This window comes from Pseudomonas sp. FeS53a, assembly GCF_000931385.1.
In the GTDB taxonomy this organism is placed as follows: Bacteria; Pseudomonadota; Gammaproteobacteria; order Pseudomonadales; family Pseudomonadaceae; genus Metapseudomonas; species Metapseudomonas otitidis.
The window spans coordinates 1-15,397 of record NZ_JYFT01000062.1; the positions used below are offsets into that span (position 1 = coordinate 1).

13 protein-coding genes and 1 pseudogene are annotated in these 15,397 nt (G+C 67.4%); 6 read left to right on the forward strand and 8 right to left on the reverse strand.

The window, feature by feature from the left end:
- Window positions 1-140 precede the first annotated feature (140 nt).
- The 4 genes from SZ55_RS19660 to tssI all read right to left on the reverse strand — a co-directional run bounded on the left by SZ55_RS19660 (window position 141) and on the right by tssI (window position 5,912).
- Entirely contained in the window at window positions 141-770 is a 630-nt protein-coding gene (locus SZ55_RS19660; protein WP_330217335.1) for a DUF2931 family protein, read from the reverse strand.
- Between the two features lie 12 nt (window positions 771-782).
- A complete protein-coding gene (locus SZ55_RS19665) occupies window positions 783-1,415 on the reverse strand; it encodes a DUF2931 family protein (protein WP_082078296.1) in 633 nt (210 codons plus the stop codon).
- 328 nt (window positions 1,416-1,743) lie between these two features.
- On the reverse strand, window positions 1,744-2,370 hold the full coding sequence (locus SZ55_RS19670) for a DUF2931 family protein (RefSeq protein ID WP_044410296.1): 627 nt from the start codon (window positions 2,368-2,370) through the stop codon (window positions 1,744-1,746).
- Complete coding sequence (tssI, locus tag SZ55_RS27610; protein ID WP_044410298.1) at window positions 2,367-5,912, reverse strand: type VI secretion system tip protein TssI/VgrG; 3,546 nt, start codon at window positions 5,910-5,912, stop codon at window positions 2,367-2,369. Before tssI ends, SZ55_RS19670 begins: the two co-directional genes overlap by 4 nt.
- 214 nt (window positions 5,913-6,126) lie before the next feature.
- On the opposite strand from tssI, the gene SZ55_RS19680 reads away from it, so the two are divergent.
- From SZ55_RS19680 to SZ55_RS19695, 4 genes are read left to right on the forward strand one after another with little or no spacing between them, the layout of a single operon-like run.
- The gene (locus SZ55_RS19680; RefSeq protein ID WP_044410301.1) at window positions 6,127-7,737 is read left to right on the forward strand and encodes an acyl-CoA synthetase; all 1,611 of its coding nucleotides are present in this window, start codon (window positions 6,127-6,129) and stop codon (window positions 7,735-7,737) included.
- Between the two features lie 16 nt (window positions 7,738-7,753).
- The gene (locus SZ55_RS19685) at window positions 7,754-8,521 is read left to right on the forward strand and encodes a 3-hydroxyacyl-CoA dehydrogenase (RefSeq protein WP_044410304.1); all 768 of its coding nucleotides are present in this window, start codon (window positions 7,754-7,756) and stop codon (window positions 8,519-8,521) included.
- A gap of 10 nt (window positions 8,522-8,531) precedes the next feature.
- Window positions 8,532-9,719 carry an acetyl-CoA C-acyltransferase gene (locus SZ55_RS19690; RefSeq protein ID WP_044410307.1) on the forward strand — a complete coding sequence of 396 codons (1,188 nt, stop codon included), beginning with the start codon at window positions 8,532-8,534 and terminating at the stop codon, window positions 9,717-9,719.
- Between the two features lie 11 nt (window positions 9,720-9,730).
- Window positions 9,731-10,858 carry an acyl-CoA dehydrogenase family protein gene (locus SZ55_RS19695; RefSeq protein WP_044410309.1) on the forward strand — a complete coding sequence of 376 codons (1,128 nt, stop codon included), beginning with the start codon at window positions 9,731-9,733 and terminating at the stop codon, window positions 10,856-10,858.
- A gap of 74 nt (window positions 10,859-10,932) precedes the next feature.
- Here the strand turns inward: SZ55_RS19695 and SZ55_RS19700 are convergent, their stop codons facing one another.
- The gene (locus SZ55_RS19700; protein WP_044410312.1) at window positions 10,933-11,319 is read right to left on the reverse strand and encodes a hypothetical protein; all 387 of its coding nucleotides are present in this window, start codon (window positions 11,317-11,319) and stop codon (window positions 10,933-10,935) included.
- 334 nt (window positions 11,320-11,653) lie between these two features.
- Entirely contained in the window at window positions 11,654-12,232 is a 579-nt protein-coding gene (locus tag SZ55_RS19705; protein ID WP_044410314.1) for a GNAT family N-acetyltransferase, read from the reverse strand.
- 224 nt (window positions 12,233-12,456) lie between these two features.
- On the opposite strand from SZ55_RS19705, the gene SZ55_RS19710 reads away from it, so the two are divergent.
- Window positions 12,457-12,678: a hypothetical protein gene (locus SZ55_RS19710; RefSeq protein ID WP_044410317.1), complete on the forward strand. Its 222-nt coding sequence runs from the start codon at window positions 12,457-12,459 to the stop codon at window positions 12,676-12,678.
- A 116-nt stretch (window positions 12,679-12,794) separates the two neighbouring features.
- Here SZ55_RS19710 and SZ55_RS19715 read toward each other — a convergent pair whose 3' ends face one another.
- Entirely contained in the window at window positions 12,795-13,160 is a 366-nt protein-coding gene (locus SZ55_RS19715) for a hypothetical protein (protein WP_044410320.1), read from the reverse strand.
- Between the two features lie 331 nt (window positions 13,161-13,491).
- Here SZ55_RS19715 and SZ55_RS19720 point away from each other — a divergent pair, with 331 nt between their 5' ends.
- On the forward strand, window positions 13,492-14,361 hold the full coding sequence (locus SZ55_RS19720) for a LysR substrate-binding domain-containing protein (RefSeq protein WP_044410323.1): 870 nt from the start codon (window positions 13,492-13,494) through the stop codon (window positions 14,359-14,361).
- A gap of 46 nt (window positions 14,362-14,407) precedes the next feature.
- Here the strand turns inward: SZ55_RS19720 and SZ55_RS28350 are convergent.
- A pseudogene (locus SZ55_RS28350) lies at window positions 14,408-15,397 on the reverse strand (carbohydrate-binding protein); the annotation flags it as partial.

Genomic DNA, 15,397 nt, shown 5'->3' on the forward strand with positions numbered 1-15,397 from the left:
GGATAGGGGGTGGGCGAGGGGGCTGTCACCGTTCCATGCGTCGTAGAGGGCTTGCGGCACCTGCATCATCGCAGTGGGAAGGCCTACCCGGACTCGGTTGAAGTCTGGCCAGGCGCGTTGGGCGTTAGCGGCGGGGCGGCTTACCAGGAGTCATAGGGAATGCCGTGCTGCTCGATGTAGGCGCGTGCAGCTTCGCTGGGGGCTCGGTAGAAGCGGCCTTCTGTCTGGCCCTGGCTTGGCCCCTTACGTTCGACTACCCCGACAAAACGGCCGATTTCCTCGCCTTTGAGGCAAGGCCCCCGAAGCCAAGCCTTGGCGATGCCCCCAGGCGCCAGGCCAACGGAGATGGCTTTGCGGTATTGGGTTTCTTCCACGGTGGAATGGACGCAGACCGTGCGCTGGGGCTTGACCATTTCATCCCGTACCCACTGCGGAATAGTGATGCGCACGTTGTAGACCTGGGGCTCCACCAGGGATTGCCAGCGCACGAAGATGATATTGGGCAGGTCGACGTTGTTGACCGGTTTCATGGAGCCCCCGCCCCCCCACCAGCCTTCTGTCTTTGCTGCATATCCCACCACCCCGCCATACACGCGCTCGTAGGCCAGGTTGCGCCGGTCTACGACATCAATGCTTTCTACCCAGACCTCCATATGCCGCGGGGCGCCTGCGCCGATGTACCAGGTGGGATAGGGCAGGCGGGGAGCGCTGCTGGCGCAACCGTTCAGCGGCAGGAGCAGCAGGAGGATGACCATCAGGCGCAGACTCATTCGGGGTAGCCCTTACCAGGAGTCATAGGGAATGCCGTGCTCTTCGATATAGGCCTTGCTCGCAGGCTCCAACTCGGGCCAGGCGTATTTCCCGCCCGTCTGCCCTTGGCTCGGCCCCTTGCGTTCGACTACACCAACGAAACGACCGATTTCCTTGAAGGGCAGGCAAGCCCCTCCTACCCAGGCCTTAGCGATGCCGCCGGGCGCGAGGCCAATGCCAATCATCTTGCGGTAGCTGGTGTCGACTTGCTTGGTGACAGAGCAGTACTCGGTGCGTGGAGCGAGCATTTCTTCTCGCACCCATTCTGGAATGTCGATGCGCACGTTGTAGACCTGAGGCTCCACCAAGGATTGCCAGCGCACGAAGATGATATTGGGTAGGTCGACGTTGTTAACGGGTTTTGACCCTCCTACACCCGATCCCCAACCTTTGGTTTCTGCGCCATAGCCAACCACCCCGCCATAAACTCGCTCGAAGGCCAAGTTACGGCGGTCGACCACGTCCACGCTTTCCACCCAGACCTCCATATGGCGGGGTGCTCCCACGCCGATGTACCAGGTGGGATAGGGCAGGCGTGGGGTGTTTCCGGCACAGCCGCTCAGCGGCAGGAGCAACAGCAGGGCGATCAATAGACGCAATGTCATTCCGGGTACCCTCTTGAGGTCGTTGGTTGTAAGCCAGCCGCTGATTGGCCGGTTTGTTGAGCAGCAGACCGGCAGTTGGCACCCAGTGGGCGGAGGTATGGATATAGCGCCCCAGCAGGTGACGCTCCTCCTCGTGGGTCAGGCAGTTACTGGCACCTCGGGCATAGGCGAGGAGCTTCTCGGCAATCAATACGAGGTCATCGGGCAGTAGGAACGCTGCTTCCGCAGGTACCGCTCTCAGCGGTACTTCGAACTTCACTGCTGCCTCATGCATGGCCACGGCGACCCTTCAGGCTTGGCGGGCTGGCTGCGGCCGAGGGGGAATGTCTTACCAGGAGTCATACGGAATCCCGTGCTGCTCGATATAGGCGCGTGCAGCTTCGCTGGGGGCTCGGTAGAAGCGGCCTTCTGTCTGCCCCTGACTCGGTCCCTTGCGTTCGACTACACCGACGAAACGACCGATTTCCTTGAAGGGCAGGCAAGCCCCTCCTACCCAGGCCTTAGCGATGCCGCCGGGCGCGAGGCCAATGCCAATCATCTTGCGGTAGCTGGTATCGACTTGCTTGGTGACAGAGCAGTACTCGGTGCGTGGAGCGAGCATTTCTTCTCGCACCCATTCTGGAATGTCGATGCGCACGTTGTAGACCTGAGGCTCCACCAAGGATTGCCAGCGCACGAAGATGATATTGGGCAGGTCGACGTTGTTGACCGGTTTGGAACCGCCCACACCAGATCCCCAGCCTCTGCTTTTTGCTCCATAACCCACCACCCCGCCATACACGCGCTCAAAGGCCAGGTTGCGCCGATCGACGACATCAATGCTTTCTACCCAGACCTCCATATGCCGTGGAGCGCCTGCGCCGATGTACCAAGTGGGATAGGGGAGCTTAGGGCCGCCACTCGCGCAACCGTTCAGAGGCAGCAGTAGGAGTGCGATCAGTAGGCGCAATCTCATTCCGGGTAGCCCTCTTGAGGCCGTTGGTTGTAGGCCAGTCGTTGATTGGCCGGCTTGCTGAGCAGCAGACCGGCAGTTGGCACCCAGTGGGCGGAGGTGTGGATATAGCGCCCCATTAGGTGACGCTCCTCCTCGTGGGTCAGGCGGTTGCTGGCGCCCCGGGCATAGTCGAGGAGTTTCTCGGCAATCGGTACGAGGTCATCGGGCAGTTGGAATGCTGCTTCGGCGGGTAATGCTTTCAGCGGTACTTCGAACTTCACCGCCGCTTCATGCATGGCCCGCAGCGCCACCTTGGACAGGTCGCCATAGACCGTGCGGTCCATGGCCACGGCGACCATCCAGCGCTCGCTGGGCACCATGCCCCGTTCATGCTTGGGCTGGGCCGCGCGCCAGGCGATGGGCCTGAGCTCGCCGCTGCCCGGCAGGCCACGGCCCATGAGGCGGTCGGCTTCCTTCAAGGCCCGTTGCCAGGCCGGGCTGTGCTCCAGGGGGCGCCGGGGCGTGATCACCGTGACTTCCGGCTTTGTGAGCAGCAGGCGCTCGGTCTGCTGCGGGCGGTAGCCGCCGCCGATATTGGAGTGGACGCCCGGCAGCGCCAGCTCCTCATGCCCCGGGAACACACGGTTGAGGGCGAACTGCCAGCGCCTTTCATCCCGCGCGGTAATGTGCAGCACCTTGCGGGCGCAGTCGGCCGGCAGGTAGAGGTTGACGCCGGGGTTGTAGTCGTTGACCGAAAAGTCGCCCTTGAGCGGGGCGTTGATGGCGGCCACGGTGTCGAACAGCCCGATGAAGTTGATCTGCACGTCCCGTGCCCAGTCGAAGTCCGCCGGCAGGCCGAGGCGGGCGGGCCCCAGTGCCTGGGCCAGCACCCCGCCCCCGGGCTTGAGCACCTCGTTGGCGAAGTGCCGCGCGGAGGCGGCGCCCCGGCTGAAGCCGAAGATGTCGAATTCGAGTCGGGCGACCGAGACCGCCGGATTTTTGGAAAGGAAGAGCGTCACTTGCTCGGCAATGGCGCTGGGGCTCTGTTTGACCCGGGCGGTTACGCCAGACGAGCCCTGGCCGGTGGCCTGGCTGTAGAGATTGTCTCGGCCTTCACTCTGTGTACCGATCCCCTCGACATAGACCTTGATAGCGCCCTGCTGGGTATCGGCTGGCATCTGGTTGACGGCGTTGTCGGTGTACAGGTCATACAACAACGCCACATTGCTCGCCGCGTTGCCGTAGCTGTTGTCCGGCGCCGTTTCGAACAGCCCCTCCGGGCTCATGTCCTTGAAGCCGTAGCGTTTGCAGTGCTCGACCAGGCTGTCGAGGCTCTCTGCGTCGTACAGCTCGCGGTCGTCGCGCTGGCACTGGGCGGTGAGGGCGGAGTTGCCGAGGTTGTTGCCGGTGCCGTCGAAGAACAGGCCGATGCGCAGGGTGATGCCGGTTTCCGTGGCGTCCAGTTCCTCTTCTTCCTCCTCCTCTTCCAGCTCGGCGGCCTCCTGCAGGCGCTTGGCCAGCGCCGAGGGTTGCGCCGTGTTGAGGCGGTTGCCGGCCATGGCCAGGGCGGCGGAGGCCGGTAGCCAGGGGCCGAGGGCTTTCAGGCCGCTGCCCTTGCCCGGCGCCCCGCCGGCGTTGAGCTTGGCCAGCGGGCCGCTGACGGTGATGCCACCGGGGTCGAGCTTGATGAAGCTGCCGCCGGCCTGGAGGGTCAGTTCCATGCCGGCTTCGATCACCAGCTTCTGCCCGGCCTTGAGGTGGATTTCCTGCCCGGCTTCCACGAGCCGGTTGCTGCCGATGCGGATGTGCTGCTCGTTGCCCACGGTGAGGTGGTCATCCAGCTTCAGTTCGGTCTTACGGTCCTTGTGCAGGGTGTGGTGCTGCTCGCCGAGGAATTCGCTGTAGACGCTGCCTTCGACGCGGTCGTGGCGCTGGTGGCCGACGCGGATCTTCTGGTCGTGTTCGATGTTTTCGTCCCAGTCGCGCTGGGCGTGGACGTAGATCTGCTCCTGGCCCTTGCGGTCTTCGATGCGCAGTTCGTTGTAGCCCCCGCCGCCGGGGCTGCTGTCGGTCTTGAGCAGGGTGCGGGTCTTGTGGGCGGGGAGTTCGTAGGGCGGCTGGTGGACGCCGTGGTAGAGGCAGCCGGTGACGAGGGGTTGGTCGGGGTCGCCCTCGAGGAAGGTGACCAGCACTTCCATGCCGATGCGGGGGATGGCGATGGCGCCGTAGGCGTTGCCGGCCCAGCTGCTGGCGACGCGGAGCCAGCAGCTGGTGTGTTCGTCGGCCTGGCCTTCGCGGTCCCAGTGGAACTGGACCTTGATGCGGCCGTGGCGGTCGCAGTGGATTTCTTCGCCCTTTGGGCCGGTGACGACGGCGGTCTGGCTACCCAAGATTCGGGGCTTGGGGTGGTTGAGGTCTGGCCGGGCAGGCACGTCCCAGGGGATGGCCTGGAAGCGGTTGCGGTAGCCCTGTTTGAAGTCGCCGTCGGGCTGTGAAGCCGAAAGCCCGAGCGCTTGGGTGGCGCTGTTGCGCAGGGTGTCGATAGCGCTGTCGAGGCTGGCGAACTCTTCCAGCACCTGGGGCTGCTTGCCTTCGTGGTGCAGGGCGGTGATCAGCCAGAGGTCGTTCCATTCCGGTTTGGGGTGGTCGGAGAGGCTGAGGAGGTGACCGCTGACCAGGCGCGGTTCGTCGCTGTCGCCGTCGGCGAGGCGGTAGTCGCGGCGGTGGCGTTCCTGGGCCTGGCGGGCGAGGCGGCGGCCACGATCGCGGTCGCTGAAGCGGCCGGGGTAGTCGTAGTCTTCGAGGTCCGGTTGAGGGAGGTCGTCCTGGGGGGTGTGGGCGGCTTCCATCAGCAGCCTGGGCTTTTCGAAGAAGTAGTCGCGGCGGGTGACCCGCAGGGTGCGGGCTTCCATCCGCAGGCCGAAGCGTTTGATGACGGGTTCGTCGGCGACCTGGCCGGTGTTGGCGAGGTAGGCGACGGGGCGGCCGAGCTTGGGGAAGGCGCTGGCATCTTCGCCGAAGACCAGCAGGTGGCTGTCAGGTTGGTGCTCGAAGTGGAAGTGCAGGCCCTCTTCTTCGCAGAGGCGGCTGATGAAGTGCAGGTCGCTTTCGTCGTACTGGGTGCAGTAGTCGCGCGGTGGGGGTGCCTTGGGGCCGAGGCGGAAGCGGTAGGCGTCGGCGAGGATGCCGTGGTCTTCGAGGACCTGGCCGATGATCTGCGGGACGCTCAGGTGCTGGAAGATGCGCTGGTTGTGGCGCAGGCCGAGGTAGGCGAGGCGCGGGACGAGGGTGAGGTGGTAGTGGGTGAGGCGGTTGCCGATCTCGCCGACGGCGATGCCGAAGACCTGCCCGTGGACGCCGCGCCCGTCGGGGGTGAAGGCGAGGAAGGCGGGTTTGTGCAGGAGGCTTTCGAGGTCGAGGCGGCTGCGCTCGCTGACCAGTTCGATGTCGAAACGGAAGGGCTGGTTGAGGGCTTCGTGGCCGGTGAAGGCAAGGACCTTGAAGTCAGGGTTGGCGCCTTCGATGTCGAGGCTGAAGTGCGCCTGGTTGGCGGGGTTGAACATGCGGGGCTCCGTCCATTGGAACTGAGAGGACGAAGCCTGACAGCTTGTATTAAGACGGTTCCATCAGGCGCGTCTGGTACCGCTGTAGGGGATTCTTGCAAGTGCGGGTTGTCAAAAACGCTCGCCCTGATCGGTGGCTTTCGACATTGCCCGTGCTGCAGGTGCGCCGGATCATCCGCCCACGCTCCCCCACAAGAACAAGACGGAGTTACCCATGCGCGACTACTTCTCGGCTGCCCATTCCTTCGACCTCGACGCCGCCTGGGCCGGGCTGGCCGGTGATCCGGCGGCGCTCAACGCCTGCATCGAATGCTGCGACCGCCACCCGCCGGAGGCCCTGGCGCTGGTGTGGGAGGGCCGTGATGGCCAGCGGGCGCGCTGGACCTTCGGCGAGCTGCGTGCGGCCTCCGCCCGCTTCGCCAACCTGCTGGCCAGCCGGGGCATCGGCGCGGGCGACTGCGTGTCGGGGATGCTGCCGCGCACGCCGGAGCTGCTCATCACCATCCTCGGCACCTGGCGCGCGGGGGCGGTCTATCAGCCGCTGTTCACCGCCTTCGGGCCCAAGGCCATCGAGCACCGGGTGCACAGCGCCGGGTCGAAGATGGTGGTCACCGACCTGGGCAACCGCAGCAAGCTGGACGAGGTGGAGAACGCGCCGCCGGTGCTGACGGTGGGCGATGACTTCTGGCCGGAGCTGGAACGCCAGGCGACTGCCTTCGAGCCGGTGCTGCGCCGGGCCGAGGACCCCTTCCTGCTGATGTTCACCTCCGGCACCACCGGCCTGGCCAAGCCGCTGGAGGTGCCGCTGAAGGCGATTCCCGCGTTCGTCAGCTACATGCGTGACGCGGTGGACCTGCGCCCCGAGGACCGCTTCTGGAACCTTGCTGATCCCGGTTGGGCCTACGGCCTGTATTACGCCGTGACCGGTCCGCTGGCCATGGGACACGCCACCACCTTCTTCGAGGGCGGCTTCACCGTGGAGAGCACCTGCCGGGTGATCCGCGAGTACGGCATCACCAACCTGGCGGGCTCGCCCACGGCCTTCCGCCTGTTGCTGGCCGCCCGCGACGAGGTGGAAGGCGCCCTGAAGGGCCGGCTGCGGGCGGTGAGCAGCGCCGGCGAGCCGCTGACGCCGGAGGTGATCCGCTGGTTCGCCGAGGGCCTGGGTTGCACCATCCATGACCACTACGGGCAGACCGAGCTGGGCATGGTGCTGTGCAACCACCACGCCCTGGAGCACCCGGTGCGCCTGGGCGCTGCCGGCTTCGCCATGCCCGGCCACCGTGTGGTGGTGCTGGACGAGCAGCACCGCGAGCTGCCAGCCGGCCAGCCGGGCATCCTCGCGCTGGACCGGGCGCGCTCGCCGCTGTTCTGGTTCCCCGGCTACCGCGCCATGCAGACCCGCGCCTTCGTCGGCGACTACTACCTGAGCGGCGACACCGTGGAGCTGAACGAGGACGGCAGCATCAGCTTCGTCGGGCGTGCCGACGACGTGATCACCACCTCCGGCTACCGGGTCGGCCCGTTCGATGTGGAGAGCGCGCTGATCGAGCACCCGGCGGTGATCGAAGCGGCGGTGATCGGCAAGCCCGACCCGGAGCGCACCGAGGTGGTGAAGGCCTTCGTGGTGCTGCACGCCGGCCACGTGCCGGATGAACCCCTGGCCGAGGCGCTGCAGCAGTACGTGCGCAAGCGCCTCTCGGCCCATGCCTACCCCCGCGAGATCGAGTTCGTCGCGGAACTGCCCAAGACCCCCAGCGGCAAGATCCAGCGCTTCCTCCTGCGCAACCAGGAGATCGCCAAGGCCCAGGCCGCTGCCCACTGATTGAGGAGAACACAACGTGCGTATCGAACAATCCGTATTCCTGGTGACCGGCGGCAGTTCCGGCCTCGGCCTGGCCACCGCCCGCGAGCTGGTGGGGCAGGGTGGCCGCGTGGTGCTGGTGGACATCAATGCCGACGCCGGTGCCGCCGCCGCCGAGGAGCTGGGCGCGAGCGCGCGCTTCGTCCGTGCCGACATCACCCGCGAGGACGACGCCCGCCAGGCCGTGGCTGCGGCCCGGGAGGCCTTCGGCGCCCTGCACGGGCTGGTCAACTGCGCCGGCATCGCCCCGGCGGAGAAGGTGGTGGGCCGCAACGGCGCCCACGGCCTGGAGAGCTTCCGCCGGGTGATCGAGGTGAACCTGATCGGCAGCTTCAACATGCTGCGCCTGGCCGCCGAGGCCATGGCTGCCGCCGAACCCAATGCCGAGGGCGAGCGCGGGGTGATCATCAACACCGCCTCGGTGGCGGCCTTCGACGGGCAGATGGGGCAGGCGGCCTATTCCGCCTCCAAAGGCGGTGTGGCCGCCATGACCCTGCCCATCGCCCGTGACCTGGCGCGCTCGGGCATCCGCGTGATGTGCATCGCCCCCGGCATCTTCGAGACGCCGATGATGGTCGCCATGCCCCAGGAGGTGCGCGATTCCCTGGGCGCTTCGGTGCCGTTCCCGCCGCGCCTGGGGCGCCCGGCAGAGTACGCGGCGCTGGTGCGCCACATCATCGAGAACGTGATGCTCAACGGCGAGGTGATCCGCCTCGACGGTGCCATCCGCATGGCGGCCAAGTAAGGAGAACCCCATGAACCATGACCCCATCGTGATCGTCAGCGCCGCCCGCACCCCCATGGGCGGCTTCCTCGGTGACTTCAAGGACATGACCGCTGCCCGGCTCGGTGCCGCCGCCAACCGCGCGGCCCTGGCGCGCGCCGGACTGGCCGCCGACGCCGTGGACGAAGTCATCACCGGTTGCGTGCTGCAGGCCGGCCAGGGCCAGGCGCCGGCACGCCAGGCCGCGCTCGGTGCCGGGCTGCCGGCCGGCGTGGTCTGCTCCACGGTGAACAAGATGTGCGGCTCGGGCATGAAGGCGGTGATGCTGGGCCATGACCTGCTGGCCGCCGGCAGCGCCGACGTGGTGCTGGCCGGCGGCATGGAGAGCATGTCCAACGCGCCGTACCTGCTGGAGCGCGCCCGCTCCGGCTACCGCATGGGACACGGCAAGGTGCTTGACCACATGTTCCTCGACGGCCTGGAGGACGCCTACGACAAGGGCCGCCTGATGGGCACCTTCGCCGAGGACTGCGCCCAGGCCTACGGCTTCACCCGCGAGCAGCAGGACGCCTTCGCCATCGCCTCCCTGACCCGTGCGCAGAAGGCCATGAGCGAGGGGCGCTTCGCTGCCGAGATCGTCGCCGTGGAGGCCAAGGCCGGCCGCGAGACCCGCACCATCGATCAGGACGAGCAGCCGCCCAAGGCGCGCCTGGAGAAGATCCCGACCCTGAAGCCGGCCTTCCGCGACGGCGGCACGGTGACGGCGGCCAATGCCAGCTCCATCTCCGACGGTGCCGCCGCGCTGCTGCTGATGCGCCAGTCCGAAGCGGAGAAGCGCGGCCTCAGGCCCCTGGCCCGGATTGCCGGCCATGCGTCCTTCGCCCACGCGCCCAACCTGTTCACCACCGCACCGGTGGGCGCCATCCAGCGCTTGCTGGTGCGCACCGGCTGGAGCCTGTCGGAGGTGGACCTGTTCGAGGTCAACGAGGCCTTCGCCGTGGTGCCCATGGTGGCCATGCGTGACCTGGACATCGCCCACGACCGCATCAACATCCACGGCGGCGCCTGCGCCCTGGGGCACCCCATCGGGGCGTCCGGCGCGCGGGTGCTGGTGACCCTGCTCAATGCGCTGGGCCAGTACGGCCTGAAGCGCGGCGTGGCCTCGGTGTGCATCGGTGGCGGTGAAGCCACCGCCGTGGCCCTCGAACTCATCGGCTGAAGGAGCCCGTCATGATTCCCTCCGAAGACGACATCCAGATCCGCGACGTGGCCCGCCAGTTCGCCCAGGAGCGGCTGAAGCCCTTCGCGGCCGACTGGGACCGCGAGCACCGCTTCCCCGCCGAGGCCATCCGCGAGATGGCCGAGCTGGGCTTCCTCGGCATGCTGGTGCCGGAAGAATGGGGCGGGGCGGCCACCGGCCACCTGGCCTACGCCATGGCCCTGGAGGAGATCGCCGCCGGTGACGGCGCCTGCTCCACCATCATGAGCGTGCACAACTCGGTGGGCTGCATGCCCATCCTCAAGTTCGGCAGCGAGGAGCAGAAGGCCCGCTTCCTGCGGCCACTGGCGGAAGGACGGATGATCGGCGCCTTCGCCCTCACCGAGCCCCAGGCCGGCTCCGATGCCAGCGACCTGCGCACCCGTGCCCGGCGCGACGGCGATCACTACGTGCTGAACGGCGCCAAGCAGTTCATCACCTCCGGCAGCCATGCGGGGGTGGTGATCGTCTTCGCTGTGACCGACCCCCAGGCCGGCAAGAAGGGCATCAGTGCCTTCATCGTTCCCACCGACACCCCTGGCTATCAGGTGGTGCGGGTGGAGGAGAAGCTCGGCCAGCACGCCTCGGACACCTGCCAGATCCAGCTGGATGACGTGCGCATCCCCGCCGCACTGCGCCTGGGCGAGGAGGGCGAGGGCTACCGCATCGCGCTCTCGAATCTGGAGGGCGGGCGCATCGGCATTGCCGCGCAGTCGGTGGGCATGGCGCGGGCCGCGTTCGAGGCGGCGCGGGACTACGCCCACGAGCGCAAGACCTTCGGCAAGCCGATCATCGAGCACCAGGCAGTGGCCTTCCGCCTGGCGGACATGGCCACCCGCATCGCCGTGGCGCGGCAGATGGTCCACCACGCCGCCAGCCTGCGCGAAGCGGGCATGCCCTGCCTGACGGAAGCCTCCATGGCCAAGCTGTTCGCCTCGGAAATGGCGGAAGAGGTGTGTTCGGCGGCCATCCAGACCCTGGGGGGCTACGGCTACCTGAAGGACTTCCCGGTGGAACGCATCTACCGCGACGTGCGGGTGTGCCAGATCTACGAGGGGACGTCGGATGTGCAGCGGATGGTGATTGCGCGGAGCCTCTAGGCCCTCTACGAAAGTGCCTGCGCTCGGTGATGCTGCGTTCGTGCGCGCGGAGCCTCGCGGCTCCGCGTTGGGCCTCAGGCCACCGGCTTGCGCGGTGGCGGGGCGATGCCGGGTTGGCTGCGGGCGAACATCAGGTAGGCGTCCATCAGCAGGGCCTCCAGCCCCGACAGCAGGCGTTCGCGCTGGTGAGCCGCGTGGGGGTTGCCGTCGGCCTCCAGTTCGTCGCGGATGCGCTGCACCAGGTGAGTGGCCTGCACCAGGCGGTAGTTGCCGAGATCACGGCAGGCTTCCGGCGGGGAATCCCGGCGCACGTCCAGCACCTCGTCGGAGAAGTCCTCCAGGGTGGGGAAACGCAGCTGGTCGTTCAGGGGCGCGGCGTCGAACAGGGTCTGCTCAGGCGCGCGTATATCCCGCAGCAGCAGGTCCTGGTGGGGCCGGGGAAGCAAGGTGGCGTCAGGCATCGGCGGGCTCCGGGTAGCGGTCGGCTGCGGCAGCCGGGGAGGTCCATTGGGTACGCATGGCGGGTGTCCTGTCTGGGCCTTTTGTCAGGCATCTGGCTCGGGGGGCGATTGGATCGGAAACGTCTGAATGGCCAGTCGAAACACTGAGAACCGTTCGTCAAATGTGAACGGGTTCACGTGCTGGCCATCGCCCGCGACTCTAGCGAGGGCCCGTAGGCGCACTCAAGGAAGATGCGGCGTTTTCAGATTTATCTGATCGCTGGGGCGTCGAATGCGGCGCCCGGAAAAGCAAAGCCCCGGCACGGGGCCGGGGCTTGCAGGTAGGCAGGGGGTGTCAGAGGGCGAGTTTGTGCACCACCTGGGTGGGGTCGTCCTCGTCACGGCGGCGCTGCATGCCGAAGCGGCGGGCCAGCCCGCGCATGCCGGCGTTGCTGGCCGAGTCGATGGAGTAGAGGCCGCGAATGCCATTGCGCTTGGCGGCTTCGATCAGGTGGCGCAGCAGGACGCTGCCCAGGCCACGGCGCAGCCACTCATCCGCCACGGTGACGGCGAACTCGCCTTTCTCATCGCTGACCCGTGCATACCGGCTGATGCCGACTTCCAGCAGTTCACCGTCCACGTGGGCCAGGGCGACCAAGGCCACGCGGTCGTGATCGTCCACGTCCATCAATTGCTCCAGCAGGGAAGGTGCCACTTCGCGGAATTCGCCGAGGAAGCGGTTGTGGCGTGCCTCGGGCGACAGGCGGTTGATGAAGGCGCGCTCGCGCTCGCGGTCATCCTCGCGCAGCGGGCGGATCAGGACGTGGGTGCCGTCCTCCAGGGGTTCGATCCAGTACTCGCCACGGGGCGCGGCGTGCAGCGGCAGGGGTTGGGCGGGCTGGGCAATCGCGGTGTTGAGCGCGGACATGGGCATGTCTCCATACAGGTTCGAAACCGGTGCGCGCGTTGAGCGCGGCGTATGGCTCCTGTTTACGCCCCTGGTCGCGTGCACGATTGATCGGGATCAATCCTGGCGGGAAGCGGGCTGCGCCGGGTTGTCGCAGGCGTGGCAACGGCGGAAATGATCCAGATCAAGGGAAGGGCCGGCGGGCGGTTCAGCATGGCTCCATCGGATTGAATGACTCATGGAGAACGACCATGGCTACGCCTCGTGACTGCTCTTCCGCATTGGCCCTGCTGGACCTCTTCCTGCTGGGCTGCGACGGGCCCGAACTGCCGGAATCCAATCTCTTCCACTCCAGCCCGTCGGCTCGCCGGCCGGTGGCTGGGGGCGTGAATGGCGTGTCCGGCGACGGCCCGATGCCGGGGCATCGCCCTGGGCTGCTTGCCTCGCGGGCCGGGCTGGGCAAGCGTCACTGACGAAGGGCGGGAAGGGCCGGTGCCTGTGCGCACCGGCTCCCGGCTCGGGGAGGGGGAAAGCCCCGCGTCACGTACGTCCCTGTACGCGAACCACGGGAAAGCGATTGGCAGGCCGTTTAGCTGCAGGGCGCCTGCGGGCCGCCGGTGATGGCTTCGACGTTGTTCAGCACGTCCTGGCCTTGCTTGATCTTCTGGGCGTTCTCCACGTCCTGCATGGTGTAGTTCGAGTAGCCGGTGCGCGAGCTGTCCATGTTCGCCTTGGTCTGCATCAGGGTGGTCCCCAGTTCCAGCAGGCTGCGCCCGGTGGAGACCAGATCGGCCGCAGCGTTGGGGGTGCAGGGCGAGTTCGCCGAGGCGACCTGGGTGGGCTGCCGGCCCTGGTTCATCAGGCCCTGGGACTGGGTGTTCTGCGGCAGGCAGCCGGACGTGGTGAAAATGACCGAAACGAGCGCGAAGCCGGCGGCGATTCCTTGGAGGTTCATCGGGCATTCCTTTGTTGGGCGGGCGGAGTGGCCCTGTAGGGGAGCAGGGCCGGGTCGTGGGCGAGCGACCCACAGAGGCACCTTTGAAAACGGGCTGCGTTTTCAAAGGTGCCGAGGGCAGGCCTGGACGCCGTGGACGGAAGTCTAGGGAGGCACTTGGCGGCCTTGAATAGTACGGGTGTGCTAGCCGGTGTGACCGGGCTGGCATTCCCGGCCCATCCATGCCTCTCCGCCTCGGGGGCAGGGGGCGGCTGCCAGGCCTGAACGGCGGTGAATCCCGTCATCTTCGTGCCTATAATCGGCGCCTTCCCGCAGTCCGGAACCTTTCCCCATGCTCTGTGCCGAGCTCAAGGCCTTCCACATGGTCGCCCGCCTGGGCAGCATCACCCAGGCCGCCAAGAAGCTGGGGCTGAGCCAGCCCACCGTCACCACCCAGATCCGCAACCTGGAGAGCCGCTACGCCGTGGAACTGTTCCACCGCGGCGGACGGCGGCTGACCCTGAGCGAGGAGGGCGTGCGGTTGTTGCCGATGGTGCGCGAGCTGCTGCAACAGGAGGCGGACATCGAATTCTTCCTGCGCAACAGCGGGCAGATGCAGGGCACCCTGCGCATCGGCGCCACCTCGCCGTACTACGTGCTGGGGTTGGTGCGGCGCTTTCGCGAGCGTTTCCCGCAGATCGAGGTGTCGGTGGAGATCGGCAACTCCCAGCAGGTGCTGGAGGCGCTGGACGAGTACCGGGTGGACCTGGCGGCCTCGTCGCAGCCGGTGGAGGATGCGCGCCTCACGCGCCTGCTGCTCGGCCGTGATCCGCTGGTGCTGGCGGTGCACCGCAGCCATCCCCTGGCCGCTGCCGGGCAGGTGCAGGTGGCGGCGCTGCGGGGCCATGACCTGCTGATGCGTGAGCGCGGTTCGATCACCCGGCAGATCACCGAGCGCCTGCTGGCGGAGGCGTGCATCGACGCGGGACCGCTGCTGGAGATCGGCAGCCGCGAATCCATCCGCGAGGCGGTGATCCGCAACATCGGCATCAGCATCATCGCGCGGCATGAAGTGCCGGATAACCCGGAGCTGCGGGTGGTGGAGCTGGAAGGCGCGCCGGTGATCGACGAATACCTGTACTGCCTGAAGGACCGCCGCCAGGCGCGTCTGCTGGCCGCGTTCATGGCCCTGGCGCGCGAGGCCTGCGAAGAGGGCCGCTGACGGGCCCACAGAAGGGAAAGCCCCCGGCAGTGCCGGGGGCTGTGGCTCAGAGCCGGTTGAAGCTGACGTTGTCCAGGTACAGGGACTGGTCCTTGCGGGTGCCCAGTACCAGCAGCTCCACGCGGCGGTAGGTGCCGGCGGGGATCTGCACGTCCTGCTGCAGGCGGCTCCAGGCGCCGCCCACGGTGCCGCTCATGCCCAGGGGCAGGTAGCGGCCCTGGCCGCTGGTGTCCTCCAGGTACAGGTAGCCGTAGGTGAGGCCCTTGATGGCGGCGTTGCGGCCGATCATCACGTCGGCGGCCAGGCGGTAGCCGAAGCCTCCCTGCACCTTGCCCTGCAGCGGGATGCTGGCACCGCTGCCTTCGTACAGGCGGGCGTAGCTCTCCAGCGAGGTGCCGGTGTTGCCACCCAGGGCTACCAGGCGGGTGGTGCCGTGGAAGCCGGCCCAGCCGGCCGCGCCGTTCTCGAAGTTCCACGCCAGCGTCGAGGGGATGGTGGGGGTGGTCGGGGTGGTGGGCTTCGGCTCGGTCACCTCGGTCAGCTCCACCTCATCCACCAGCACGCTCAGGCCGTCGCGGCTGATCAGGCCGACGTAGGTGGTGCGCGGCGGGGTCTGGGCGCGGGTGTAGGTGAAGGTGCGCTCCAGGGTGGTGAACTCGCTGCTGGTCACCGACTGGGTCACGCCCGAGGCGCTGCTGTAGCTGATGCGGTCGTTGGCCTCGTGGAGGATGCCCAGGTAGAGGTTGCCGCGGGCGTTGGCGCCCTTGAGCATGACCTTGGCACGCAGGCGGTAGCGGGCGCCTTCGCGCAGGGCGGTGACCGGGGTGGCGAGGATGTCGCTGCCGCCGTTGGGCAGTTCCAGCAGCAGGGCGTTGTCGCGGCAGGTCTTGCCGACGTTCACCAGGCTCGTGGTGGCGTAGCCCAGCAGGGCCTGCCAGCCCTCCTCGGTGCGGAACTCACCATTGGCCACCAGGCCCTTGAGCGCCGGCTTGTTGCACCAGGCCGGGGTCGGCGTGGTGGGCGGTGTGGTCGGGGG